The sequence below is a fragment of the Neobacillus drentensis genome (genome assembly GCF_021560175.1).
Taxonomy (GTDB): Bacteria; Bacillota; Bacilli; order Bacillales; family Cytobacillaceae; genus Neobacillus; species Neobacillus drentensis_A.
Genome location: NZ_CP091110.1, coordinates 5,035,974 through 5,059,917 on the forward strand (window position 1 = coordinate 5,035,974; position 23,944 = coordinate 5,059,917).

At 39.3% G+C, this 23,944-nt stretch carries 19 protein-coding genes; 2 read left to right on the forward strand and 17 right to left on the reverse strand.

Annotated elements, in window-relative coordinates; all coding sequences use genetic code 11:
* Window positions 1-66: 66 nt before the first annotated feature.
* The 14 genes from L1999_RS24085 to L1999_RS24150 all read right to left on the reverse strand — a co-directional run bounded on the left by L1999_RS24085 (window position 67) and on the right by L1999_RS24150 (window position 17,314).
* Window positions 67-1,032: a glycoside hydrolase family 43 protein gene (locus L1999_RS24085; RefSeq protein ID WP_235740833.1), complete on the reverse strand. Its 966-nt coding sequence runs from the start codon at window positions 1,030-1,032 to the stop codon at window positions 67-69.
* Window positions 1,033-1,071: 39 nt separating this feature from the next.
* Window positions 1,072-2,022, reverse strand: coding sequence for a glycoside hydrolase family 43 protein (locus L1999_RS24090; protein ID WP_235740834.1), 951 nt, complete (start codon window positions 2,020-2,022; stop codon window positions 1,072-1,074).
* 23 nt (window positions 2,023-2,045) lie between these two features.
* A complete protein-coding gene (locus L1999_RS24095) occupies window positions 2,046-3,287 on the reverse strand; it encodes a sn-glycerol-1-phosphate dehydrogenase (protein ID WP_235740835.1) in 1,242 nt (413 codons plus the stop codon).
* Window positions 3,288-3,321: 34 nt separating this feature from the next.
* Window positions 3,322-4,377 carry an aldose epimerase family protein gene (locus L1999_RS24100; RefSeq protein ID WP_235740836.1) on the reverse strand — a complete coding sequence of 352 codons (1,056 nt, stop codon included), beginning with the start codon at window positions 4,375-4,377 and terminating at the stop codon, window positions 3,322-3,324.
* 82 nt (window positions 4,378-4,459) lie between these two features.
* Window positions 4,460-5,971, reverse strand: coding sequence for an arabinosylfuranosidase ArfA (locus L1999_RS24105; RefSeq protein ID WP_235740837.1), 1,512 nt, complete (start codon window positions 5,969-5,971; stop codon window positions 4,460-4,462).
* 64 nt (window positions 5,972-6,035) lie between these two features.
* Entirely contained in the window at window positions 6,036-6,308 is a 273-nt protein-coding gene (locus tag L1999_RS24110; RefSeq protein WP_215044693.1) for a DUF6171 family protein, read from the reverse strand.
* 20 nt (window positions 6,309-6,328) lie between these two features.
* Window positions 6,329-7,816: an alpha-N-arabinofuranosidase gene (locus L1999_RS24115; protein WP_275677232.1), complete on the reverse strand. Its 1,488-nt coding sequence runs from the start codon at window positions 7,814-7,816 to the stop codon at window positions 6,329-6,331.
* A gap of 151 nt (window positions 7,817-7,967) precedes the next feature.
* Entirely contained in the window at window positions 7,968-9,455 is a 1,488-nt protein-coding gene (gene araA / locus L1999_RS24120; protein ID WP_235740839.1) for an L-arabinose isomerase, read from the reverse strand.
* Window positions 9,456-9,564: 109 nt separating this feature from the next.
* The gene (araD, locus tag L1999_RS24125; protein ID WP_235740840.1) at window positions 9,565-10,260 is read right to left on the reverse strand and encodes an L-ribulose-5-phosphate 4-epimerase; all 696 of its coding nucleotides are present in this window, start codon (window positions 10,258-10,260) and stop codon (window positions 9,565-9,567) included.
* Between the two features lie 357 nt (window positions 10,261-10,617).
* Window positions 10,618-12,216: a xylulokinase gene (locus tag L1999_RS24130; RefSeq protein WP_235740841.1), complete on the reverse strand. Its 1,599-nt coding sequence runs from the start codon at window positions 12,214-12,216 to the stop codon at window positions 10,618-10,620.
* A 204-nt stretch (window positions 12,217-12,420) separates the two neighbouring features.
* Window positions 12,421-13,887, reverse strand: coding sequence for an arabinan endo-1,5-alpha-L-arabinosidase (locus L1999_RS24135; RefSeq protein WP_235740842.1), 1,467 nt, complete (start codon window positions 13,885-13,887; stop codon window positions 12,421-12,423).
* A gap of 108 nt (window positions 13,888-13,995) precedes the next feature.
* Entirely contained in the window at window positions 13,996-14,880 is an 885-nt protein-coding gene (locus tag L1999_RS24140; protein ID WP_374104061.1) for a carbohydrate ABC transporter permease, read from the reverse strand.
* A gap of 41 nt (window positions 14,881-14,921) precedes the next feature.
* Window positions 14,922-15,812 carry a carbohydrate ABC transporter permease gene (locus L1999_RS24145; RefSeq protein WP_235740843.1) on the reverse strand — a complete coding sequence of 297 codons (891 nt, stop codon included), beginning with the start codon at window positions 15,810-15,812 and terminating at the stop codon, window positions 14,922-14,924.
* A gap of 143 nt (window positions 15,813-15,955) precedes the next feature.
* A complete protein-coding gene (locus L1999_RS24150) occupies window positions 15,956-17,314 on the reverse strand; it encodes an ABC transporter substrate-binding protein (protein ID WP_235740844.1) in 1,359 nt (452 codons plus the stop codon).
* 632 nt (window positions 17,315-17,946) lie between these two features.
* On the opposite strand from L1999_RS24150, the gene L1999_RS24155 reads away from it, so the two are divergent.
* Together L1999_RS24155 and L1999_RS24160 are read left to right on the forward strand one after the other, a co-directional pair.
* Window positions 17,947-19,080, forward strand: a complete 1,134-nt coding sequence (locus L1999_RS24155; RefSeq protein WP_235740845.1) for a GntR family transcriptional regulator — start codon at window positions 17,947-17,949, stop codon at window positions 19,078-19,080.
* Window positions 19,081-19,253: 173 nt separating this feature from the next.
* Window positions 19,254-19,853, forward strand: a complete 600-nt coding sequence (locus tag L1999_RS24160; RefSeq protein WP_235740846.1) for a YesL family protein — start codon at window positions 19,254-19,256, stop codon at window positions 19,851-19,853.
* A 130-nt stretch (window positions 19,854-19,983) separates the two neighbouring features.
* Here the strand turns inward: L1999_RS24160 and L1999_RS24165 are convergent, their stop codons facing one another.
* From L1999_RS24165 to L1999_RS24175, 3 genes are all read right to left on the reverse strand, one after another.
* Window positions 19,984-21,264: a glycoside hydrolase family 27 protein gene (locus L1999_RS24165; protein ID WP_235740847.1), complete on the reverse strand. Its 1,281-nt coding sequence runs from the start codon at window positions 21,262-21,264 to the stop codon at window positions 19,984-19,986.
* A 120-nt stretch (window positions 21,265-21,384) separates the two neighbouring features.
* Window positions 21,385-22,260 (reverse strand): AraC family transcriptional regulator, encoded by an 876-nt coding sequence (locus L1999_RS24170; RefSeq protein ID WP_235740848.1) that lies wholly within the window; start codon window positions 22,258-22,260, stop codon window positions 21,385-21,387.
* Window positions 22,261-22,767: 507 nt separating this feature from the next.
* Window positions 22,768-23,874, reverse strand: a complete 1,107-nt coding sequence (locus L1999_RS24175) for a GerAB/ArcD/ProY family transporter (protein WP_235740849.1) — start codon at window positions 23,872-23,874, stop codon at window positions 22,768-22,770.
* Window positions 23,875-23,944: the final 70 nt, after the last annotated feature.

The following is a 23,944-nucleotide window of genomic DNA, read 5'->3' on the forward strand; positions in this document are numbered from 1 at the left end:
GGTCTCTTCATTTTTACAGAAAAAGATTCATATCATAAAAAGATATGAATCTAATTATTAGTAGAGTTAACTAGGAAAACCTAGATTGGGAGTACCGTCCGGATTCCAGGTAAACTCTTTCGCGCAAGTGTGGCGATTTGGATCATATAGTGGATCTCCCACAATTTCTGTATAGTTTCTTACGTGATAGACAAGAATATCCTTGCTTCCATCTTCAGAAACTGTGAAACTATTATGTCCTGGACCATATTGACCTGCTTCATAATTGGTTTTAAATACCGGTGATTCCGATTTGCTCCATGAATTTGGGTCCAACAGGTCACTTGATTCATCCGCAGTCAAAAGGCCCATGCAATAATTCTCATCCGTTGCACTTCCGGAATAGGAAACAAAAATCTTCCCATTTCTCTTTAGTACAGCTGGCCCTTCATTAACCCAGAATCCAATCGTTTCCCAATCATATTCCGGTTTAGCCATCATTACCTGCGGCCCTTTAATCGTCCAAGGGTTTTCTAACGGGGCAATGTAAAGATTGGAATTGCCGCGGATGTTAGGGTCCTTTTGAGCCCAGACAAGATAGTGCTGTCCTTTATGCTCGAAAGTTGTCGCATCTAATGCAAATGATTCCCAATCGGTTTTAATTTGTCCCTTTTCTTCCCAAGTACCTTCTAACGGGTTAGCAGATTTGTTTTCAATCACAAACATGCGATGTTGAAAAAGTCCATCGATAATTTCTTTTGATGGTGCAGCAGCATAATAGATGTACCAGCTGCCATTGATATAATGGATTTCTGGTGCCCAAATCAGAGCACTCAATGGCCCGGTTTCATGCTTTTTCCAGGCGGTAACAGGTGCTGCATCCGCTATACCCTGGATGGTTTTTGAACGTCTAACCTCGATACGGTCGTATTCAGGAACAGATGCGGTATAGTAATAATATCCATCCGTATGTTTATAGACCCATGGATCCGCTCTCTGCTCGATAATCAGATCCTGTGCTGTTTTGGCCTGTTCGATTGTTACTTTTACCATCGTAATCTTCCTTCCAAACATAATGTCAGCTATTGTTTATTATTTTGCATCGGCGACTGGGGCACCAAAATTCGGTGTTCCATCTTCGTTCCAAGTAAACACTTGTGCCCGAGTGTGGCGGTTCGGATCCCATAACGGATCGCCCTCAATATCCCGATAGTTACGAGCGTGATAGATCAGAATATCTTGGTTTCCGTCTTCTGATACTGTGAAACTGTTATGGCCCGGTCCATATTGACTGTTTTCTACATTTGTTTGAAATACAGGAGTTTCTGTTTTTTTCCATGATGCAGGGTCTAATAAATCACTATCTTCATCTGCAGAAAGGAGACCCATACAATAATTGTCATCTGTGGCACTTGCAGAATAGGAAATGAAGATCTTTCCATTTCTCTTTAATACTGCCGCTCCTTCGTTTACTAAGAAGCCGATGGTTTCCCAATCATATTCAGGCTTTGTGATCATCACTTGCGGCCCTTCAATCGTCCAAGGATTAACCATTTTAGCGATATAAAGATTAGAGTTGCCAACAATTTTGGGGTCTCTTTGGGCCCAAACATAGTACCTTTGCCCTTTATGCTCAAAGGTCGTAGCATCCAGAGAGAATGACTCCCACTCTGTTACCACTTGACCCTTTTCTACCCAAGTTCCTTCCAGAGGGTTCACGGAATCATTTTCAATAACATACATGCGGTGATCAAAAATCTCATCTGCCCGTGCAGCCGCGAAATAGATATACCATTTTCCGTCAATGTAATGAATTTCAGGTGCCCAAATATTGGCACTCATTGGGCCTTCTTCATGTTTTCGCCAAGCAACGACAGGTTCTGCTTCACCTAACCCCTGTATGGTTGCAGCCCTTCTAACTTCAATCCGGTCATATTCCGGTACAGATGCCGTGAAATAATAGTAACCATCCGTATGTTTATAGACCCATGGATCAGCACGCTGCTTGACAATGGGATTATTTAATATTTCGTTCTTCAACATATTTGATCACCTTTCTCTTTCATTTATCTCACTTCTTCATGATGATTGACTTTGACTACCCCATTTAGAAACTTTAACGCTGTAAAACGATCTCTTAAATGGTGGGCTTCGGTTAAACTTCTCATGACAATATTTCCGTCAATCCCCAGTTGGCTCGGCAGTATTTCTCCTTCAACTTTTTCGATAAGTTCACGCAGTTGTGAGGCTTTTGGGATAGCCGCGTATACCGCTTTAATTTCTTCAATGTTTTCTTTAATATTTCGAACGATACTATAGTCTTCAATTGTTTTGATCGTATCATCTAATTTTCTCAGTATATAGAGAAATGGGATAAATTCTCTTTCATATACTTCTGCCAGGAGAGCAACCGCCACCCCCACCTTGGCCCCGTGAAGGACTAGTGGGCGGTTTTGTCGTAAAAATTCCATCTCCCAATAGTGTGAGAGGTGATGCTCCCCTCCTGAAGCAGGATGGGATTGGCCAAATAGTAACATTGCTAATCCAGTTTGAATAAGGGCTTCAATTAAAATGCGGATCCCTTCTTCATCAGCGGCGGCAATTTTATCCACTTTCTCAACACATAGATTAAGAGCCTCTCTCGTAATAGTTGCAACAAGGGGACAATAGGGTTCACCATAAACTAGATGCCCAAATTGCCAATCCGCAAGAGAGGTATATTTGGCTAACATATCCCCAAATCCGGCCGCAATCATTTTCTTAGGCGCATTTTTTAATACAATTAAATCAGCAAATACCGCAATTGGCGCCTTCATTTGAAAGGTTTTCTTCATTCCTCTCACAATTAGCGGGGCTCCCATTGATGTAAATCCATCAACGGAAGGAGCAGTAGGAACAGAAATGAACGGAATTTTCATTTTCGTACTTGTAAAGCGAGCGATATCATGGATAGTTCCAGAACCTACGGCTATAATGACATCCGTATCTTGTGACGTTTCCAACAATGCTTGTACTAAAGACTTTTCGTCTGCCACTACATCATTATTCTCGTCAGGCTGCAGCAAACAGGTAGAATAGCCGACCTTTGTTGTTGATAGATGCTTGGTTAGTTCTTCCCCAGCAGCACGAAAAGTCTGATCGTCTGCAATGATGATTGCTTTTTTAAAAGATTTCTTTTCCAAATAAGCAACGGCATCCCCTAAAACATTGTTTCCTACTAAAATAGTCTCAATCGGAATCTGATTATGATGAATGCCGCAGTCACAACTATTGGCTAAACTCATCATTTCCGTTATTATTTTTTTCATTATTGTTTCTCCTGCTCCGTCAACTTTTTTCCCCCTATTTATTAGCTGCAACTCCGAATTTATACTTTGTCACAGATGTGTACTCTTGGTCTTTTTCTAAGACCCAAGAAGGAAAGTTAGGATGGTGGACGGCATCTGGCAGCCCTTGTGTTTCCAAACAAATGCCAAGGTATTTACGGGACGGAACACCGTAGATCTCACCTTCTGATTTCATTTGGTTTCCAGAATAGACAACGACTCCTGGCTCATCGGTTTCAATGGTCAATGTACGTCCGCTCTCGGAATCTGTAAGAACAATTTCTTGGTCATTGTTGGATGATAATAGAAAGGGATGATCATATCCTTGGCCGGCTAATTGATTTTGCGGATGATTGGCTTCAACCCCCGATTGAATCAATCGTTCACTAGTAAAATCAAACGGTGTCCCATAAACGTCAACCAGTTCTCCGGTTGGAAGCAATTCATCATTTAATTCTAGGAATTTATCACTTTTAATTGATAGTGAATGATTGAGAATATCCCGTTTAATATTTCCACTTAGGTTAAAATAGGAATGATTGGTCAGATTTAATAATGTCTTTTCATCCGAAATTCCAGAATAGTGGATGGTTAGTTCATTCTGATTATTAAGTGTATACGTTACCTTACTATTTACATTTCCTGGGTAACCCTCTTCACCATCAGGGCTCAAGTAGGAAAATTGAACACTTACTTCTTTGTCATTCTCTTTTATAGAAGCATTCCAAATCACTTTATCGAACCCTTTATTCCCCCCATGGAGATGGTTGTTGTTTTCATTTTTTGCGAGGGTATAGGTTGTCCCGTCAAGTTCAAACGATCCGCCCTTTATGCGGCCGGCTACCCGTCCGACAACTGTACCGAAGAAATAACTCCCACTTACATATTCTGCTAATGTATCATATCCCAAAACAATGTTTTCAAAGTTTCCGTTCTGATCGGGAGTGATGATTTTAGTAATAATACAACCATAATTCAGACAAGTAAGCTCCATTCCATGGTCGTTAACGAGTGTATAAGAATTAACAGTTTGATTGTTTAATTCACCAAACTTTTCTTGAATAACCTTCATATTCCTCCTGCCTTTCTGTCAAATAAAAAATAGTCCATATCCTCATAGTCTTGTTGACTAAGAGGATATGGAATAAAAAGAATTACTTACGTTTCGCTAAACGGATTACATTCCAAGAAAGCTTCGGAAGAATAGCTGTTACCCCGCCATTCTCGGTCTTAGCATTTCCGTTAGGATGAGGAGCTACAGGAGTTCCCTTAGCTGAATTCGTTTGCTTAAGATCGTCATTTTCTAGGACAATATGCTCAACTACTTCGTAGCCTTCAAAATTACGGATATCGACTTCCAGGTCTAAACCTTCTTGAAGGTGACGGTTTACGGCAAAAATGGTTAATGTTTCTTCCTCTTCATTGTAAACAGCTGTTGACTCTAAATATGGAACATCTGTGAAATCCTTGCTATCATATTTAGGACTTGAAATGATAGGATTCAGCGAAACTCCACGTCCGAATACAGATGTATGCATGTATGGATAGAAAATCGTTTGCTTCCAAGCAGGTCCGTTATCCTCTGTCATAATCGGTGCAATAACGTTCACCAATTGTGCAAGGCAGGCAATTTTCACGCGGTCCGCATGCTTTAACAGCGTAATCAGCATACAGCCTACTAATAAAGCATCTTCAAAGTTATAAATATCTTCTAATTGTGGCGGTGCAATGCTCCATGGTTCAATTCGTTTATCCTGTTCATTGCTGTGATACCAAACGTTCCACTCGTCAAAAGAGAGATTAATATTCTTTTTGCCGCGTTTTTTCGCTTTAATGTAGTCAGCAATAGAAATGACCGATTTAATAAAATCATCCATTTCTAAGGAAAGGGCTAAATAGTTTGAAATCTCATTGTCACGATTGCCATAATATTGGTGAAGCGAAATAAATTCTACATGGTCATAGGTGTGGTCAAGTACAGTTGCTTCCCAATCTGCAAATGTAGGCATATGTCTGTTTGAGCTTCCGCAGGCAACTAGCTCAATTGATGGGTCCACCCACTTCATTACTTTTGCCGCTTCTTGGGCAAGACGGCCATATTCAGCAGCAGTCTTGTGACCAATCTGCCACGGACCATCCATTTCGTTCCCTAAGCACCAAGTTTTAATGTTATATGGATCTTTAACTCCATGAGAAATTCGTAGATCACTATAATAAGAGCCTCCAGGATGGTTACAATATTCTACTAAATTACGAGCCGCATCAATCCCGCGTGTTCCAAGGTTAACAGCCATGTTTACATCCGCATTTACAAGCTGGGCCCATTTCATGAACTCATTTGTACCCATTTCGTTTGTTTCCGTTGTACGCCAGGCTAGTTCTAAGCGACGCGGTCGGCTTTCGACAGGTCCCACTCCATCTTCCCAATTGTATCCGGATACAAAGTTTCCGCCTGGATAACGAACAAGCGGTACTTGCAGTTCTTTTACCATTTCAATCACGTCTTGGCGGAAGCCGTTTTCATCTGCTTGAGGGTGACCTGGTTCGTAAATACCGCCATAAACGGCACGTCCTAAATGTTCGATAAAAGAACCGTAAATTCGGTTATCGATCTCAGATACTTTAAAATCCTTTTCTAAAATCATTTTTGCTTTAGTAGTGGTCATGTTCCTTTTACCTCCCATGTCAAAATGAATGATCATGTACTTGAGAATATCCTATAAATTCTAGTTAACTGACTTTATCCCATTTGGGTTTACCTGCAAATGGACAAGCTTTGTTTTTAAACTTTGCCCGGTAGCGGACGATACATCCGCTATGTGCACAAGTGGTACCATATTGCAGGGAAGGACAGCTCTCACAAGTCTTCAGTCTTACTAGGTAGACCTCGTCAGAAACAATTACAGTTGGATTCTCTTCAGCTTCTTTTACTAGTTCCTGAATGACCTCTTCTGTCACCATTACACTTTCTACGCAGCCTTTACAAAGACTTTTTTGATTCACCGTAATTCCCCGCCTTTCTTTTACTCGATTACTAATGTCACAACAGACATAGCTGGAAGCTTGATGGCTAATTTATCATTTTCAACCACTACACCAGTGAATTCAACTGGTTTCACAACATCCGGCTGTTCAAACGTATTATGAGCATTCATCGTGTCCGCAGTGATAATGGTGCCTGACACCTTTGTATTCGCTGCAATAATACCGCGCAGGTCTAAATCTAGTTCAGCCCCGTTTTGGTGATCGATATTACATAAGCTTACATGGATTTTGCCTTCGGCATTTTTCGATGCTGATACCGTTACTTGCGGCAATGTTTCACCATTGTACTCATAAGCTCCGAAGGAAGAATCAACAGCTAAAACTTCTGCATCCTGGTGAACCTTGTACATATCAAACACGTGGTAAGTTGGAGTTAGGATCATCTGCTCGCCTTCTGTTAGAATCATGGCTTGGAGTACGTTAACGGTTTGAGCAATGTTTGTCATTTGAACACGATCTGCATGGTTATGAAAAATGTTAAAGTGTAATCCGGCTACTAACGCATCACGGATGGTATTTTGCTGATAAAGGAATCCTGGATTTGTACCTGGTTCTACGTCAAACCATGTACCCCACTCATCAATGATCATGCCAATTCGTTTTTGTGGATCATACTTATCCATAATGGTGCTATGTTTGGTAATCAACTCGTCCATATGAAGAGCTTTTTTCATGGTGATAAACCATTCATCTTCAGGGAAATCAATAGCAGAGCCCTTTCCTGTCCAGAATTCACCTGGGATCGTGTAATAGTGAAGGCTTAGTCCGTCCATTAACCAATGGGCGTTTTTCATTAATACTTCTGTCCAGTTATAGTCATCGACATTGGCGCCGCCGGCAATCTTATAGATTTTGTTATCGCCGTAATTTCTTACATACGTTTGATAACGGCGATATAGATCTGCATAGTATTCAGGACGCATGTTTCCGCCGCAGCCCCAGTTTTCATTACCTACACCGAAATACGTTAATTTCCAAGGCTCCTCACGGCCATTTTCACTGCGCCAGTTGGCCATTGGTGATTCGCCTTCAAAGGTCATGTATTCAACCCACTCAGACATCTCTTGAACCGTACCACTTCCAACGTTTCCGCAAATATATGGTTCGCACTCTAACAATTCACAAAGAAGCATAAATTCGTGTGTACCAAAGTGGTTGTTTTCAACGACACCGCCCCAGTGGGTATTCACCATGCGTTTACGGTTTTCCTTAGGACCAATACCATCTTTCCAGTGGTATTCATCGGCAAAACATCCGCCCGGCCAGCGAAGAACCGGAACTTTAATATTCTTTAATGCTGTTAATACATCATTGCGAATCCCTTTTGTATTGGGGATGGAGGAATCCTCCCCTACCCAAATACCTTCATAAATACATCTTCCAAGGTGTTCTGCAAAATGACCATAAATATTCTTATTTATTTTCCCTTTTTGAACATCAGCGTTGATAATTACTTTGTTTGCCAAAAAAAACGCCTCCATTTTTTGATATTTTCTGAAACGTTGATTCGATTCCTAATCGTTTTGAAGACAATAGAAATATGTCTCAACTTAACAACAGGGCTATTATTTTCTAATAGCCCTGTTATTTTTATTTAGTAGTCTTTAACCTTTTTAATTAACGAAAGATAACGTTGTTCCAGCGGATTTCGTTGTTGAATGCATGAGTGTTTGTATCATTATTGATTACTAGGAACTCAATTCCAGCTAGCTCAGCAAAGTCTCTAAGCTGTTCAGTTGTTACCTTATAAGAGAAGCCTGTGTGGTGTGCTCCGCCCGCTTGGATCCAGTTTTCAACTGCTTGGCTTAAAGATGGCTGAGTCTTCCAAAGTACACGTGCAACAGGAAGCTTTGGCATATCCTTTTCAATCTCTACCGCATCTACCTCATTTACAAGTAAACGGAAACGATGTCCAAGGTCCACGATCGTTGCATTCAATGCTGTTAAACCGCCTTTTCCATTAAATACAATTCGTGCTGGGTCTTCTTTACCGCCGATTCCAAGTGGATGAACTTCGATTCTTGGGCGAGTTGCAGCAATAGTTGGACAAACTTCAAGCATGTGAGAACCAAGAACCATTTCATTTCCTGGCTCAAAATTATACGTATAATCTTCCATGAAGGATGTTCCTTCATTACCTGAAATAATTTTCATCAATCTTACTAGAGCTGCTGTTTTCCAGTCACCCTCACCAGCGAAACCATATCCATGTTCCATCAAACGCTGTACTGCTAAACCAGGAAGCTGACGAATACCATGTAAATCTTCAAAAGTAGTTGTGAATGCAGTATAACCACCTTCTGTTAAGAAAGCTTTCATACCAAGTTCAATTCTAGCTTGATAACGGATGGAATCACGAACTGGACCATCAGTCAAGCCTTCTGGGGTAATATCATATTGCTCCTCGTATTCAGCCATTAATTGGTCAATCTCTTGTTCTGTTACATCATTCATGCGCTGAACAAGGTCGCCTACACCATAACCGTTGACGGTCCAGCCAAACTTGATTTGCGCTTCTACCTTATCCCCTTCTGTTACTGCTACTTCGCGCATATTGTCACCAAATCTTGCAACTTTAAGGTTTTTGCTTTCCTCAAACGCTGCCGCAGTTCTCATCCAGCTGCCAACACGTTCTCTAACTTCTTGATTTTCCCAATGACCTACGACAACTTTACGCTTTACATTCATACGTGCTGCGATAAATCCATGTTCACGGTCACCGTGTGCTGCTTGATTCAAGTTCATGAAATCCATATCGATTGAATCCCAAGGGACATCACGGTTAAATTGAGTAGCTAAGTGCAGATAAGGCTTTTGAAGGGCAGATAGACCTGCGATCCACATTTTTGATGGTGAGAAGGTGTGCATCCAAGTAATGATGCCTGCACAATTTTCATCAGCATTTGCTTCTAGAATCAATTTGCGGATAGAATCAGAATCTTTTACTACTGATTTAAAAATTAATTTATAGGAAACAGACGGGTCACTATCCAAACCCTTTACAATTGTTTTTGAGTTTTCTTCCACTTGGCGAAGTACATCTTCTCCGTATAATAATTGACTTCCTGTTACAAACCAGAATTCATATGCTTTTGTAGTTAACACTGCAATTCCTCCTAAGTATGGAAATATGATAGTAATTTATTAAATTTGCACTCTATTTTAATCATCCGTACAAGTTATCCGGGAGTACGGCATTTAGTATGCTATTAGACTACTTCTGTCCGTAATATGCGTTGGCGCCGTGCTTACGAAGATAATGTTTATCAAGCAAGAATTGGTCGATCGGCTTCATTTGCGGGTTAAGCGTAAATGTGTTTAAGGCCATTTTTGCCACTTCTTCTAAAACAACTGCATTATGGACCGCTTGGTTAGCATTTTTCCCCCAGCTAAATGGGGCATGACCGGATAATAAAATTCCAGGCATGGCCACAGGGTCAAGGCCTTCCTTTTCAAATGTCTCAATAATGACATTTCCCGTTTCAAGCTCATAGCCCCTGTCAATTTCTTCTTGAGTCAACGTGCGCGTACAAGGGATTTCTCCGTAAAAGTAGTCCGCATGTGTGGTTCCGAGTGCCGGAATTGGACGCCCTGCTTGCGCCCAGCTTGTCGCACCTGGGGAGTGAGTATGAACAATTCCTCCAATTTGCGGGAAAGCCCGATACAAGGCAAGGTGTGTTGGTGTATCGGAAGAAGGTCTTAAACTCCCTTCCGCGATGTTTCCATCTAAATCTAAGACAACTAGATCATCAATTTGTAACTCATCATACGGAACACCACTCGGTTTAATCACAACAAGGCCTGTTTCACGGTCGATTCCGCTCACATTTCCCCAAGTAAACGTAACTAAACCATGCTCCGGAAGCGCTAAGTTTGCTTCCAGGACCTCTTTTTTCAAACGTTCTAACATACGGTTTCTTCCTCCCTCTTCTCTATTGCACTTTTTCTAAATCATATTCATCACATTGTTCTCGCCGCGATCAAAGTTGATTATAGGCGGGCCTATTCAATGAAAATCACATTCCTTAATAAGAATACGTTTACAAATCTAAAAAAATATTTTCTTAATCTAAGAATGATGAATAGCTAAGTCAGTCATTCTATAAAAAATATAATTATGATACGTACAAGATAATTAATAAGATTGACAATCTTATCGATAAGTTATGCAAACAACCCCAACTTGTACGTATAACCTTGATTAAATTTTACCATCTATCTGTTTTTTTTCAATGGTATTTTTAAAATTAATTTGCGTTTTTACTATTTACTTTAAATTGTCTATGGCAGCTCTTTCAATTGCAAGTCCATTGGTATAACGTTTCATAAAACTCTCATATCCCTCAACGTCCTTTTGAACAGGGGACACAGTTGTACCAGCTCTTTCAGCAAATACATGACTGCTTAAATACTCTTCCAACGTTTCATATTGGGATTTGTTAACCATATAAGATGCTAACAGTGCGATCCCCCATGCTCCTCCTTCTCCTGCCGTTTCCATAACAGAAACAGGAACATTTAGAGCAGCGGCCATGATGTTCTGTCCAACGCCTTTTGTTTTAAACAAGCCGCCGTGACCTAGGATAACATCTAGTTCCACTTTTTCTTGTTTAAGAAGAATGTCCATCCCAATCTTCAGCGCGCCCAATGCGGTAAATAAATGTACACGCATGAAATTAGCCAGGTTGAAATTACTATCAGAAGAACGGACAAACAATGGACGCCCCTCTTCAAAGTGGGTTATGTGTTCACCGGAGAGATAGCCATATGCAAGTAAGCCGCCGCAATCGGGATCCCCTTGAAGGGCTAGACTATATAGAGTTCCATATAATTTATTCATGTCAATATCCATGCCCATCGCTTTTGAAAACTCGTCAAACAATCCGACCCATGCATTTAGATCTGAAGAACAGTTGTTAGAATGAGCCATCGCTACGAGGTTACCTGTCGGTGTGGTAACAAGGTCGATTTCAGAATAAACTTTGGACAGTTCTTTTTCTAATACAACCATTGCAAATACAGAAGTTCCGGCAGAGACATTGCCTGTACGCTTCGCCACACTGTTCGTTGCGACCATCCCAGTTCCTGCATCCCCTTCCGGCGGACAAAGCGGAATACCAGCTTTTAGCTCACCGGTAACATCCAGAAGCTTTGCTCCTTCTTCCGTAAGTACACCAGCGTTCTCCCCCGCTGACAATACCTTAGGCAGAATATCTTCAAGTTTCCACGGCAGTTGCTCCGCTGCAATCAATTCATTAAATTGCTCAATCATGGTTTGGTTAAAGTTCTTTGTATTCAAGTCAATTGGAAATACACCGGATGCTTCTCCAACTCCCAATACCTTTTCTCCTGTCAATTTCCAATGGATATATCCAGCTAGGGTTGTCTGGAAACTAATGTCCGTAATATGTTCTTCCTGATTCAAAATCGCTTGATACAGATGGGCAATACTCCATCTTTGAGGAATTTGATAGTTAAATAGTTCTGTTAGTACTTTCGAAGCCTGCTCGGTAATGTTGTTCCGCCAAGTTCGAAAAGGCACTAGAAGCTCTCCATCTTTGTCGAAAGCCATATAACCATGCATCATTGCACTGAAACCGATCGCCCCTACTGATTGCAGGTTGACTCCATATTGCTGTTTCACCTCTTCAGCCATTTTTTGATAGCTGTCTTGTATGCCCTTCCAAATATCTTCAAGGCTATAGGTCCAAATATTGTTCACATAGCTGTTTTCCCAGTCATGGCTTCCAGATGCGATTGGAGCATTGTCTTCTCCAATGAGAACTGCTTTAATTCGGGTTGAACCAAGTTCAATACCAAGTACGGTTTTGCCACTTTGAATAGCATTTCTTACATCAAAACTCATGTCATTTCCCCCCTATTTATAAAAACATCTTTAATTTGTTGTTTGATCGATAAAAACAAATCATTGTTACCGCTGTCTTGATTATATTATCAGTTATCCTTACAACTCCCTTAATCATCAAAACTTGTACGTATAACTCAATTAAATTTTACCATCTACGATTTTTTTTTCAATGCTTTTTTACTATTAATTTAATCTTTTGGACTATTTATTTATTATTTTCTTTCCCCATATAACAGTACCTTCCTGATTCATCCCCGTAAAAACCAAAGTTCCTTTCCAGTTCTCCCAATCCCAGCCGGGAAGTACTTTGACCGTAAATTTCCAATAGTCCTTTGGTGCACTTCCAGGATCATAGATCGACAACTCTAGTGTGTTTTGCCCGCTTAATTTCCAGCGACTTTTCCCTTTTTCATCCTTTATTTTTCCATTAGGCAGTAATTGAAGATTGGTAGAAATTTGCATAGAATCTTCGAAGCGATTAAGGACAATCTGCTGCCAGTTTCCGATTAGATTCGACTCTATTACTTTTTGCTCTTTTTCACCTGCATATCGTTCTGGTGAGACTACCGGCCAGCCATCATCGGTCCAGACCATTTTTCTTACATGCAAATGCGACCAATACTTATCCTCGCCTGCTCTGGCGTTGTGAATCAGATAATAGTTTTCTCCATCCTGAAGTAATCCATTATGCCCGGTTCCAAGCCAGCCAGGATCTTTTCCAAATGCATATGGAGCCACTATTTTATTACCGGTATTAAAGGAGTCATCACTAGGGTCGATCATGTCCTTATGGTTATAGTCTAAAAATGGCCCTGTAATGTTCTTTGAACGGGCAACTCTCACATTGTATGTGTCTTCTAACCAATCATAAGAAACAGTTAAATAATAATAACCTGTTTTTTTGTTATATATAATTTCAGGCCCTTCAATGCCGGCACTCATATCTTTCCTCTGGGCAAGGAGCGTTCCTTGATCATTTGGATTTACTAGTTTCCCCGTATTTTTATCAATTTTTGTGATAAAAATACCGCCAAAATAGGAACCATAGACCATCCATGGCTGGCCATTTTTATCAATCGTAATATCTGGGTCAATCGCATTCACCGTATTGCCGTCGCCCTCTTTTGATTTAAAAACTGGCCCTTCATCCTTCCAGGGCCCTTCAATCTTATGGCTAGTTGCGAGACCAATATATGAGTTCCTCTTCCCTACTTCGGAGACCGAATAATATAGGTAGTATTGATCATTCATTCGGATCACGCTTGGCGCCCAAAAGGTGGTTCCATGCGTCCAATCCCATGCCTCTTGGGACACTTGGTCAAAGACGCGTCCAGCAAATTTCCAATGAATCAAATCCTTGGATTTTCTGATTTGGATGCCCGGAGTGGGCGGTGCACCGACCATATAGTCGGTAGAAAATACATAATACCAGCCATCCGCTTTAATGATAGCCCCATCATGCGTAAAATTAGTCGTCCATTTCTTTTCATCATAAAGGACATCTGTATTCACATTTTTAACAGGTGTTTTTGCCGGGCTTGAAGGCAGCTTTATTCCTGTAAAATCATTTTCCTTTGGTTGGAAGTGTTTCATTCCTAAGATAACAGCCGGTATGATGATCAGAACGGCCAAGACAACCAGAAGGATTCCTTTTGTTTTAGTTTTCATTCATTATTCTCCCAAATAAAGAAACGACATGATTATTTTGATATAAGAAAAGGCACTTATCAAAACTAGATAATAAGTGCCCTTATACTGCCTTTTATTAAAATCTAATCAACCTTTTACCCCAGAAATGGCAATCGATTCAATGATTTGCTTCTGGAAGATAATAAATACGATTAACATTGGCAGTAACGCTACCATCGATGCCGCCATAATAAGCGGGTAGTCACTTTGAATAGCGTATGACGCATTAAAGTTTGCAATAACTAGCTGCAATGTTTGTTTCTCTGGTGAATTCAAGTAAAGAATTGGACCTAAGTAATCATTCCAGATTCCCATGAACCATAAAATTAACTGTGCCGCAACTGCTGGTTTGATTAATGGAAAGATAATCTTATAAAAGATTTGGAAATAAGAGCATCCATCGATTTTTGCCGCTTCAATGATGGAATTAGGAATACTCGTTAAGAACTGGCGCAAAAAGAAAATCATAAAAATGTTACCGAATAATCCAGGTACAATTAATGGCAACAGACTATCAATCCAGCCGATATTTGAAAACATAATGAACTGTGGGATCATGACAACCGGATACGGAATCATAACGGAAGCAAAGAGTGTAATGAAAATTTTATTTTTTCCAGCGAAGTGTAATTTTGAAAAAGCAAATGCTGCTAAGCTGGATGTAAACGTTCCGATGACCGTGACGGTTACAGCTACAATCAAACTATTGCCGATACCTGATAATAGCGGCCCCATATCCCAGATTTCAGTATATTTACTAAAAGAAATAGTATGAGGAATCCATACTGGCGGTAAGGCGAAGACGTCTTCCTTCGATTTGAGTGAAGTAGAAAACATCCACAATAACGGAGCTATCATGAAGATGGCTCCAATTGTTAGTAAAACAAAAATGAATATATTGGTGATTTTATCTTTCTTCTTTTCAGACATTGGTTCTGCTTTAACCGTCTTTTTTGAAATAGCAACTTCCATTTTTTATAGCCCCTTTCTATTACACTTTCATTCACCAATTCTTAATCCAAATCGAAAGAATTCTTCTCGTTGATCTTAAACTGGACTAAGGTAACAATAAAGATGAAAAGTCCCAGTACCAAGGCCATTGCAGACGCATAACCTAATTGGAAGTTACCAAATGCTTTCTGCCAGATGTAGAATACAACCGATGCGGAACTAAATTCAGGACCGCCAGTCGGGGTCATAACGTTAATTTCTGTAAAGATTTGCGCACCGCCAATAATATTTGTCACGATAATAAAGAAGGTTACTGGTTTTACCATTGGTAATGTGATGTACCAAAAGGATTTGAATGCATTCGCTCCATCTAACTTAGCCGCTTCATAAAAGGATTTCGGAACACTTTGGAGTGCTGCTAAATACAATAACATCGTATAACCTAAGCCCTTCCAAACGGTCATAATAATTAAGGCAGGTTTAACAGTAGCTGTATTTTGCAGCCAGTTTGGACCCTTAATGCCAAACAGCTCTAAAAATTGGTTCACTAAACCATAATCACCATTGTAAGCCCATTGCCATAGTATCGAAATCGCAGCAAGGGAAGAAATAACTGGGATATAGTAAAGGACCCGGAAGGTATTTGTTCCAGGAATTCCTCTATTTAATGCTAAAGCAAGTAATAGTGCTAAAACGATACCAATCGGAATTCCCAGCATCATGAAGATGGTATTATACATAGTCTTATAAAAATATTCATCATGAAATAAATTCTTAAAGTTTTCAAAACCAATAAAATTCATCTGTCCTAAACCGTTCCAATCTGTAAATGCGCCGTAAATCGAATACAATAAAGGAACCATAGCAAATATGAGGAATCCTAAAACCGGTGCCGCAATAAATAAATAGGCGTATCTTTGTTCCGTTCGATACAGCTTGGATGCTGTTTTCATCTTCCCCCACCCTTTCAATGGATTTTTCAAGTACATTTCCCTTTCTCTAAATTTCTTATCACTAAAAAAGTTAGATAAAAGGAATAAATGGCGCTAGCATAAATCTCTTAAACTAGCACCATTTACACTATGTCAAAACGATATTATTTCTTTGCAGATTGTTTTTCTTGTTGAATGGCTGCATCCAAAAGTTTCTGCATTTTTGGCTGTTCTTCTTTTACATACTGAGCAGCTGTTTTCTTGCCATCAAGTACAGGCTGAATGTTTTTGAAGAATTCATCATACCACTCACTAGTATAAGTGTACTCGCCTGGGAAGCTACGGCCATAATCATTAATAATATCTAAGAATTCTTGTTTGTTTGCTGGTTTTGTAGAAGTATTAGCTGCCCACTCTTCAGCAACTTTCACGCTGTTTGGAAGCTGGATTTGTGCATCAACTAGTGCTTTTTGTCCTTCTTGGTCAGCAGATAGATAGGTCGCTAATTCAGCAGCTGCTTTAGGGTTCTTAGTAGAAGCTCCTACACCAATTCCTAGTGAACCGATCCATGCAGCTGTTTTTCCAGTTGAGCCTGCAGGCCATGGAATTAAATCGTAATCAAATGGTAGTGAAGCATATGTTGCCATATCCCAAGGACCAACAGGGAAGAATGCTAATTGACCTTTCATCCATCTTTGGTATGTGTCAAGAGTTTGTGCTTCTGAGATAGATGGAGTCACTTTGTATTTAGTTTGTTGATCTGCAAACCATTGTAATGCTTCAACAAATTTAGGATCATCGATAGTGACTTTTGTATGTGTTTTGTCAATAAAATCAGCACCATTACTCCAAACGATCGGCTGTAATGACCATTGTACGTTGAATCCTGTACCGAATTGATCAATCTTACCGTCACCATTTGTATCTTTGGTTAATTGTTTTGCTACATTGATGAATTCATCTAATGTATATGGCTTATCTTTGTCAGGTAGTGGAACTCCTGCTTTTTCAAACATGGTTTTATTATAGCCTAGTGCAAATCCACTGATATCTTTTGGTAAACCGTAGATTGCACCTTGACCAAGTTCTTTACCATCGTAACGGTATTTGTTTACACCTTTTTCCCACATATCACTCAGCTTAACATCTTTTGAACCTTCAACATACTTTGTCATATCTAGTAGGATACCAGAGTTTACATATGCTTTAACTTGTGCTGGGTTATAGAAGAAAACATCCGGAATTTTGTGTCCTGCAATCGCAGCTTTTAATTTTGTATCATATTGATCCGGAGCGACAGAAACAACTGTAACTTTCACATTTGGATGTGACTTTTCATATTTCTTAACCGTAGATTGATAAGCTGCTAACTCTTTGGGCTGGCCGCGGAACATAAAGGTAAGCTGTGTTTTGCCGCCTTCTTTTCCACTACTCGCTTGATTCCCACAACCTGCAAGGATTGAGCCAACTACTAAAATCGCAAGCAATAAAAGTGCACTGATTTTTTTAGATGCTTTAAACAAGTAAATCCCTCCAATAAAATTGTTTTATAAATGGTGTAAAAATTAAAACCATTGGGAGCGTAATCACTTTTCAATAAAAATTAAAGTGCTAATGTTAGTAAACTAGTTAACTCTTTAAAATTTAGATGTACGGACATGTAAAAGTGATTAGATATCAATCCCTCCTAAAAAGCCTTCTAAAGTAAGATTTTTAGGTCTTATGTTCGATATTTCGGAAGACTTTTTTATCGTTTTTTGTAAAACTGTGAAAGCGTATTCCTTATATCCCAAATATTAATATACCTGTTCGTACATGTCAATCATTTTTCTGAGATTTTTTATTTTTTGTACGTACGTGTAAACAATTTTAATAGTTAGGCTTTTATCCTCATAATCTAGCTGTTTTTCAACTGAATTTTGAACTAGATCCAGCTCAATTATAACTATGGTCCATTTCCCCACGTCAATTCGTCAGTTTTAACCAGACTTCGACATAAACTTGATTCACGTTTAAAAATATACTAAATTTGGACAGGACAAATTAAAATTTTTTTTATAGTCTTTTTTGATTATTTTTGTTACGATAATGTTATAAAAATTGTTGTACGTATAAGTTAATGATTTTTCATACAAGTTGAAAGAAGGTGAAACCAATGGCTCAGAAGACAAAATATAATATGGTCAAAGAAAAAATAACCGAATGGATCACAAGCGGGACCGTACAACCAGGTGAAAAAATTTATTCTGAAAATGAATTAGTAAAAATGTTTGGGGTTAGCCGGCATACCGTCCGTCAAGCCGTTGGAGATTTAGTTCATGAAGGGTGGCTTTACCGTGAACAAGGTGCTGGTACATTCTGTTCCAATAAGATGTTCGAATCCAGCCAAGAAGCAGAAGCACCTCCTAAGGCTCAAAGATTAAACACAAACGGAAAAAATATCGGTGTCATTACCACTTACATCTCTGACTATATTTTTCCTTCCATTATTAAAGGCATTGAATCCTATCTAACAGCACAAGGTTATTCACTAACATTTGCTTGTACCGATAACGATGTGGAAAAAGAAAAACAATGTCTGGAGACAATGCTGAGCAGGAATATTAATGGTCTTATTGTTGAACCAACAAGGAGTAGTAATTATAACCCAAATATTCAATACTACCTGCAATTAGAGCAAAATAATATTCCATATCTCATGATTAACCAATATTACTCGCAGTTGATGCCTCCTCATATCATTATGAATGATGAACACGGAGGATTTATTGCGACTGAACATGTAATTAAGCTTGGTCACGAAAAGATAATTGGCCTTTTTAAAACAGATGACCTTCAAGGTGTCAATCGGATGCAAGGGTTTATCCGCGCATTTAGAGAGAATAACCTCTCCTTCTTTCCAGATATGGTGATTACCTATACAACGGAGGATAAAGATAGTAATGTTGTAGAACGATTACAGGAGTTTTTTAAGAAGGAAAATAAGCCGACTGCAATCGTTTGTTATAATGATCAGCTCGCCTTACAAGTCATCTTCATGTTAAGAGGACTTGGTTTAAAGGTTCCAGAGGATGTATCAATTGTCGGTTACGATGATTCTTCCTTAGCAGAAGCAACAGATATCAAATTAACATCTGTTTCCCATCCGAAAATGGATATGGGAATTGAAGCAGCAAAATGGATTGTTTCTGCGGTCGAAAAACGGGGCACCAATGAGCATTCAACCATTTATGAACCAGAGCTTGTCGTGCGGAATTCTACAGCAGCACTGGTCAAAAACCATAACTAATTTACTTTGCGCACTTTCTACAAAAGGGAGTCCCAAACATCCTTGGGACTCCTTTTTCCTAACACGACTTTATTTAGTCTACTAGCTTTCCATTATAAGGGACTTCTTTTATTAAGTAAGCTATGCTTATTTTTAAGTTACAACAAACTATTTAGGAAGTTGGTGAAAATACAATGTTTAGATATGATGGAAAATTCGTTCGCGTACTTGAAGTCGTTTCAGCGTTTTTTCAGTTAAACATTCTATGGTTGTTACTTTGTATCCCTGTCATAACCATTTTTCCTGCTACAGTTGCGATGTATTGTGTGACCCGCCAATGGATCTTACACAAGGACTATAGTGTGATCAGGCCCTTCTTTCAATTTTTCAAAGAAAACTTTAAACAAAGTTTTGGCCTGGGAATTCTATGGATTATCTTTTGCGGCCTGTTTTTTTTAGATTTGATGTTGTTGAAAAATGTCGGCTCGTTTCAGCCTATATTGCTTCCGGTTTTATTTTTAATGGGGATCTTAATTCTACTAACGACCATATTTATCTTTCCGACCATCGCTAATTTTAACATGAGCTGGATCAACGCAATCAAAAATTCACTGTTTTTCTCCATTAGGTATTTCCTAACCACTCTTATTGCGATCCTTTATCTTGGATTAATGGCTCTTATTCTTTATAAATGGCCGATAACCTTTTTATTTATTTTTAGTCTTGGTGCCTATAGTATTTACCTTCTGTGCCACCGAGTATTTACCAAAATTCAATTGGTTAAAACGTCTTAAATACTATGCATAAGTACAGCCATTATTATTTTTCATAAGTAGAGGGTGCCTCCAAAGTATGATTCTGGAGGCAAATTGTATAAAGTACCTCAAACGATGGAATTCTCCTTCTTCCACATCTTCGTAAATATTAAACTAACTTTATTAAAATGGAACCGTGCGGTGGCAGCTGTTGTTTCAATCCATCTGTAATTTCACCTAGCTCTTCCTGGCTCCACACATCTCTAGCTCTTTTTCTAGAGGAAATCCCCAATTGTTCTAATGTAACCTCAACTTCTGCTGGCTCATCTGTTGCATTAAACAAGGCTGCATAAGTATTATTTTCCTGATCCTTTGCCGTCCAGACGATTTTATCGTCCTTTCGGTAGACTAGGCGATTGCTGTGGCTATTCTGATTTAATTCAAGTACTTCTTTATTTGTTAGCAATGAAAGTGTCCATTCATCATTGTCCCTTAGCTCTCCGCCAAACATAAGCGGTGAACGGAAAATAGACCAGAGCGTCATCATCGTCACTTGTTCTTCTTTTGTGAACCGAGTCCAGCGGTCTGCCCCGCCTCCATCAACGGAACGAATGCCAATATGCCCTAATGGAAGCATGTCACAATCAGGCCAATGACCTGCCCCCGTATATTCGTTCCATTTTTCACACCGTTCAAACATGCCGTATAGCAGATTCCAATGATCCCAGAAATCATCCGTCATTCTCCACATGTTTGCATTTGCTTTTAAGTCTTCCGCATATTCCAATGGAGCAGGTCCCGGAGACAGACTAAGGACCATATCTCTTCCACAGTTTTCAATTGCATTTCGAATCAATTTAATTTCATCTAAATGGGTGTCATACAGCCGTGATGCTGCGATATCATCTACTTTTACAAAATCGACTCCCCATTCAGCATACAATTGGAACAAGGAAGCATAATATTCCTGAGCCCCTTCTTTTGAGGCATCTACCCCATACATATCGGTATTCCAAGGACAAATGGAATTAGGGTGAGCAATATCTCTTGCTGTAGCCTTCGTCCCTAGTATCGGGGTATTGGCATGGACAGCCTGACGCGGAATCCCTCTCATAATGTGAATTCCAAACTTTAACCCGAGGTTATGTACATATTCTGCTAACCTTTTAAATCCTTTACCGTCAGCGGCAGAAGGAAACCGATTGGCAGCTGGAATTAACCGTGAATATTCATCCATTTCCAGCGGAACAAACGGACGATAAACGGAGGAAATTGCTCCAGGTTCATACCATTGAATATCAACAACCACATACTCCCAGCCATATGGTTTAAGATACTCTGCCATATAATCAGCATTTCCCTTTACTTCTTCTTCCCTTACCGCTGCTCCATAGCAATCCCAGCTGTTCCAGCCTAATGGAGGAGTTTTTGCAAATGTATGATGTCTCATTTTCTCATTCCCTTTCTACTAAATTATTGCTCTTTAAATTAATAATAAGGAATTGTGACATCTACATCTACGATAACATTTTGCCCTTTGTTGTAAAATATTGCTCACTGAATCATTTCTTCAATCAAACCTGAGCTCATTTAAATAAGCAAGGTCTTTGCCTTGGCGAAACTCCCCTGGTGAAAAGCCAATCCACTCCCGGAATACCTTAATAAAGTAGCTGCCATTAGAATATCCAATGTTTCTTGCAATCTCTTCGATCGTTAAATCCGTATTTCGAAGAAGCTTGACTGCCTTTTCCATGCGGACTTTTGTTAAATATTCCATAGGTGACAGTCCCGTTATTTTTTTAAATAGACGGGTAAAATGATATTTGGATAATTCCACCCTGCTTGCAAGTTCTTCGAGACTCTGCAGGGAAACGTACTCTTCCTCTAAATAACCGACAGCTTGGACTACTTTTTTAGGCCAGATTTCTTTTTCCTTTTTATAAGCCGTACTATACCGGAAAAGCTCCATAATAAATTGATAGACTATAGAAGAAGCACGAAAACCATCGTTTATCTGATTCTTGCTTGCGGCGAAATAGGTACTTTTTAAAAAAATAATCGGCGAACTGTCCTCTGGAATTTTGGGAATCTTGCCGATTAATTTGACCAGTTCTGTCCATTCTCTTTTTATATTGGTAGGCCTTACTAAAATAAAATAAAATTCCCAGTTAACACTGTTAGCTGGCAAATAATAGCGGTGATTACTTGGGATTTCTACCATAAATGCCGATCCTGCATCGACCTGATGAACCTCTCCATCTATTTCAATATTTCCAAATCCTGAGATTGTATATTGGAACAAAAGAAGCGGGCCATCTTTTCGTTTTAAACCATCCCAATCATATGAAGATTCAGTGATATTTTGATACCCCACGGCAAATAGCTGGTAGAAGGAACTATTTAGAGTATCTAAGAAACGAAAGCCATAGACCCCATATTTAGACATATCGAACCCCTTATCTTTAAAAATTGAAACTCTATTTTCATATTACTTTTTTACCTTTTAGCAGGTTGTTTTTATTGTACTTCAAGAATAAAAGAAAGCTAGAAAGAATAATGAATGAAAAAACCTCCAACTTTATTTTGAACTGTGACCCATAAAGTGGACAGTTTAAAAAAGACCTTTTTATGCAAATAATTATAAACGGGTTTTAATTCAGGGGACACAAAAAACCCGAATAAGGGACTTTTTTTAAGTGTCCATTATTCGGGTTATAGTTCACCTTATCCGGACTGTTTTTTTCGCGTCTTGTAAATAAATGGAATTTGTGCAATATCCTACTAGCTACTCCTTATGAACATCTTTCCTTTTTTTTCTTATCCACGTTATGATAGATAAAATAATAGAAAGGCAACAGAGGAATGTATAAAATACCAAAGGATTATCAATTATTACTTTTGACTGCCACGGCCAGAGATATTTTTCCATACAGATATTCAGCTCCTAATGCCCCTACAATCCACTTCTAACCATTGATTTATTTGAAAATTTTCTGCGAATACAGGCTAAGATTAATAAGAGAAAGGGAATAACAATCCACCATATTAAGCCCATATATCCTAAATTTTTTATAGAATACCAATGTTCTGAAGTGCTCCTTGATATGGTTAATCCTAAAATAAATGCGATCATCGATACAGGCATTACCAATACCCTGCTGTCACGCAGGTACAACAATAGCTGCACCCCCCGAATGACACCATAAAGTTGTAACGACACTTTAAAGAACGCCGTTCCCACAAAATACAATATCCCCAATGCATCCAGGTTTTCAAGAAAATCTGCAACAGAGATAACTTTGACTAACCGGTAAAGGGGATAGATACTGGTTGAAAAGGTACCCTCACCAAAGGTAAGAACAGCTAGTGCATCAAAAGCAGCAAGGAGAATTCCGTACAAAACAGACGCTAAAAGAGTGGGTTTTACTATCCGTTTCGGATCGATCACTAATGTCCAAATCATCGCAAATTCAAGGGTCTCCGAAAAGGACTGCTGGATCCCGTTCGGCCATACCGCTTTCCAAATACGTCCCCATCCTTCCCCTAAAACCGGCTGTAAATGCTTGAGATGAATTATATCCGAGGAGAAAATTAAGACGATCTCTATTAAAAATAAAACTAAGATAACTGGTAAAATCAATTCGGCAAGCCGGGCTAGAACCTCAATTCCACTATACAAAGCATAAGAGATGGCAATCATAAACACACCGATTATGACCCAATTAGGAGTTCCAGGCAAAATGGTGGTGGGGATAAGATCCTTTATATCGCCAAGTGTTCGTCCTGCGTTATATAAAAACTGAAGCATATAGAACCAAGAAAGGGGAACACCGATCCATTGGCCAAACTGGGCGGGAAACCATTCAACAAGAGTCAATCCCGGCTGAAGACGCATTAAGATGAGATACATAATAATGAGGCATGTCCCAATCACCGTACATATTAAAGTAGATAACCAAGCATCACTACCTGCTGCAGAAGAAAATCCAAATATGACCGAGGTACCAATCTGAAATACTAGTGTTAGCATAAATAATTGGCTAATTGAGATTCTCTCCATGGTTTCCCACCACCTTACCCATTTTTTGTTAAATCCACTTAGTATTAACATAAACAAAATTTTCACATCT

Coding starts and splice junctions, on each gene's coding strand:
- L1999_RS24140 (WP_374104061.1), bottom strand. CDS start 14,880: ATGGAAGTTGCTATTTCAAAAAAGACGGTTAAAGCAGAACCAATGTCT.
- L1999_RS24160 (WP_235740846.1), top strand. CDS start 19,254: ATGTTTAGATATGATGGAAAATTCGTTCGCGTACTTGAAGTCGTTTCA.
- L1999_RS24145 (WP_235740843.1), bottom strand. CDS start 15,812: ATGAAAACAGCATCCAAGCTGTATCGAACGGAACAAAGATACGCCTAT.
- L1999_RS24085 (WP_235740833.1), bottom strand. CDS start 1,032: ATGGTAAAAGTAACAATCGAACAGGCCAAAACAGCACAGGATCTGATT.
- L1999_RS24090 (WP_235740834.1), bottom strand. CDS start 2,022: ATGTTGAAGAACGAAATATTAAATAATCCCATTGTCAAGCAGCGTGCT.
- L1999_RS24130 (WP_235740841.1), bottom strand. CDS start 12,216: ATGAGTTTTGATGTAAGAAATGCTATTCAAAGTGGCAAAACCGTACTT.
- L1999_RS24155 (WP_235740845.1), top strand. CDS start 17,947: ATGGCTCAGAAGACAAAATATAATATGGTCAAAGAAAAAATAACCGAA.
- L1999_RS24135 (WP_235740842.1), bottom strand. CDS start 13,887: ATGAAAACTAAAACAAAAGGAATCCTTCTGGTTGTCTTGGCCGTTCTG.
- L1999_RS24095 (WP_235740835.1), bottom strand. CDS start 3,287: ATGAAAAAAATAATAACGGAAATGATGAGTTTAGCCAATAGTTGTGAC.
- araD (WP_235740840.1), bottom strand. CDS start 10,260: ATGTTAGAACGTTTGAAAAAAGAGGTCCTGGAAGCAAACTTAGCGCTT.
- L1999_RS24175 (WP_235740849.1), bottom strand. CDS start 23,874: ATGGAGAGAATCTCAATTAGCCAATTATTTATGCTAACACTAGTATTT.
- L1999_RS24105 (WP_235740837.1), bottom strand. CDS start 5,971: ATGACCACTACTAAAGCAAAAATGATTTTAGAAAAGGATTTTAAAGTA.
- L1999_RS24170 (WP_235740848.1), bottom strand. CDS start 22,260: ATGTCTAAATATGGGGTCTATGGCTTTCGTTTCTTAGATACTCTAAAT.
- L1999_RS24165 (WP_235740847.1), bottom strand. CDS start 21,264: ATGAGACATCATACATTTGCAAAAACTCCTCCATTAGGCTGGAACAGC.
- L1999_RS24100 (WP_235740836.1), bottom strand. CDS start 4,377: ATGAAGGTTATTCAAGAAAAGTTTGGTGAATTAAACAATCAAACTGTT.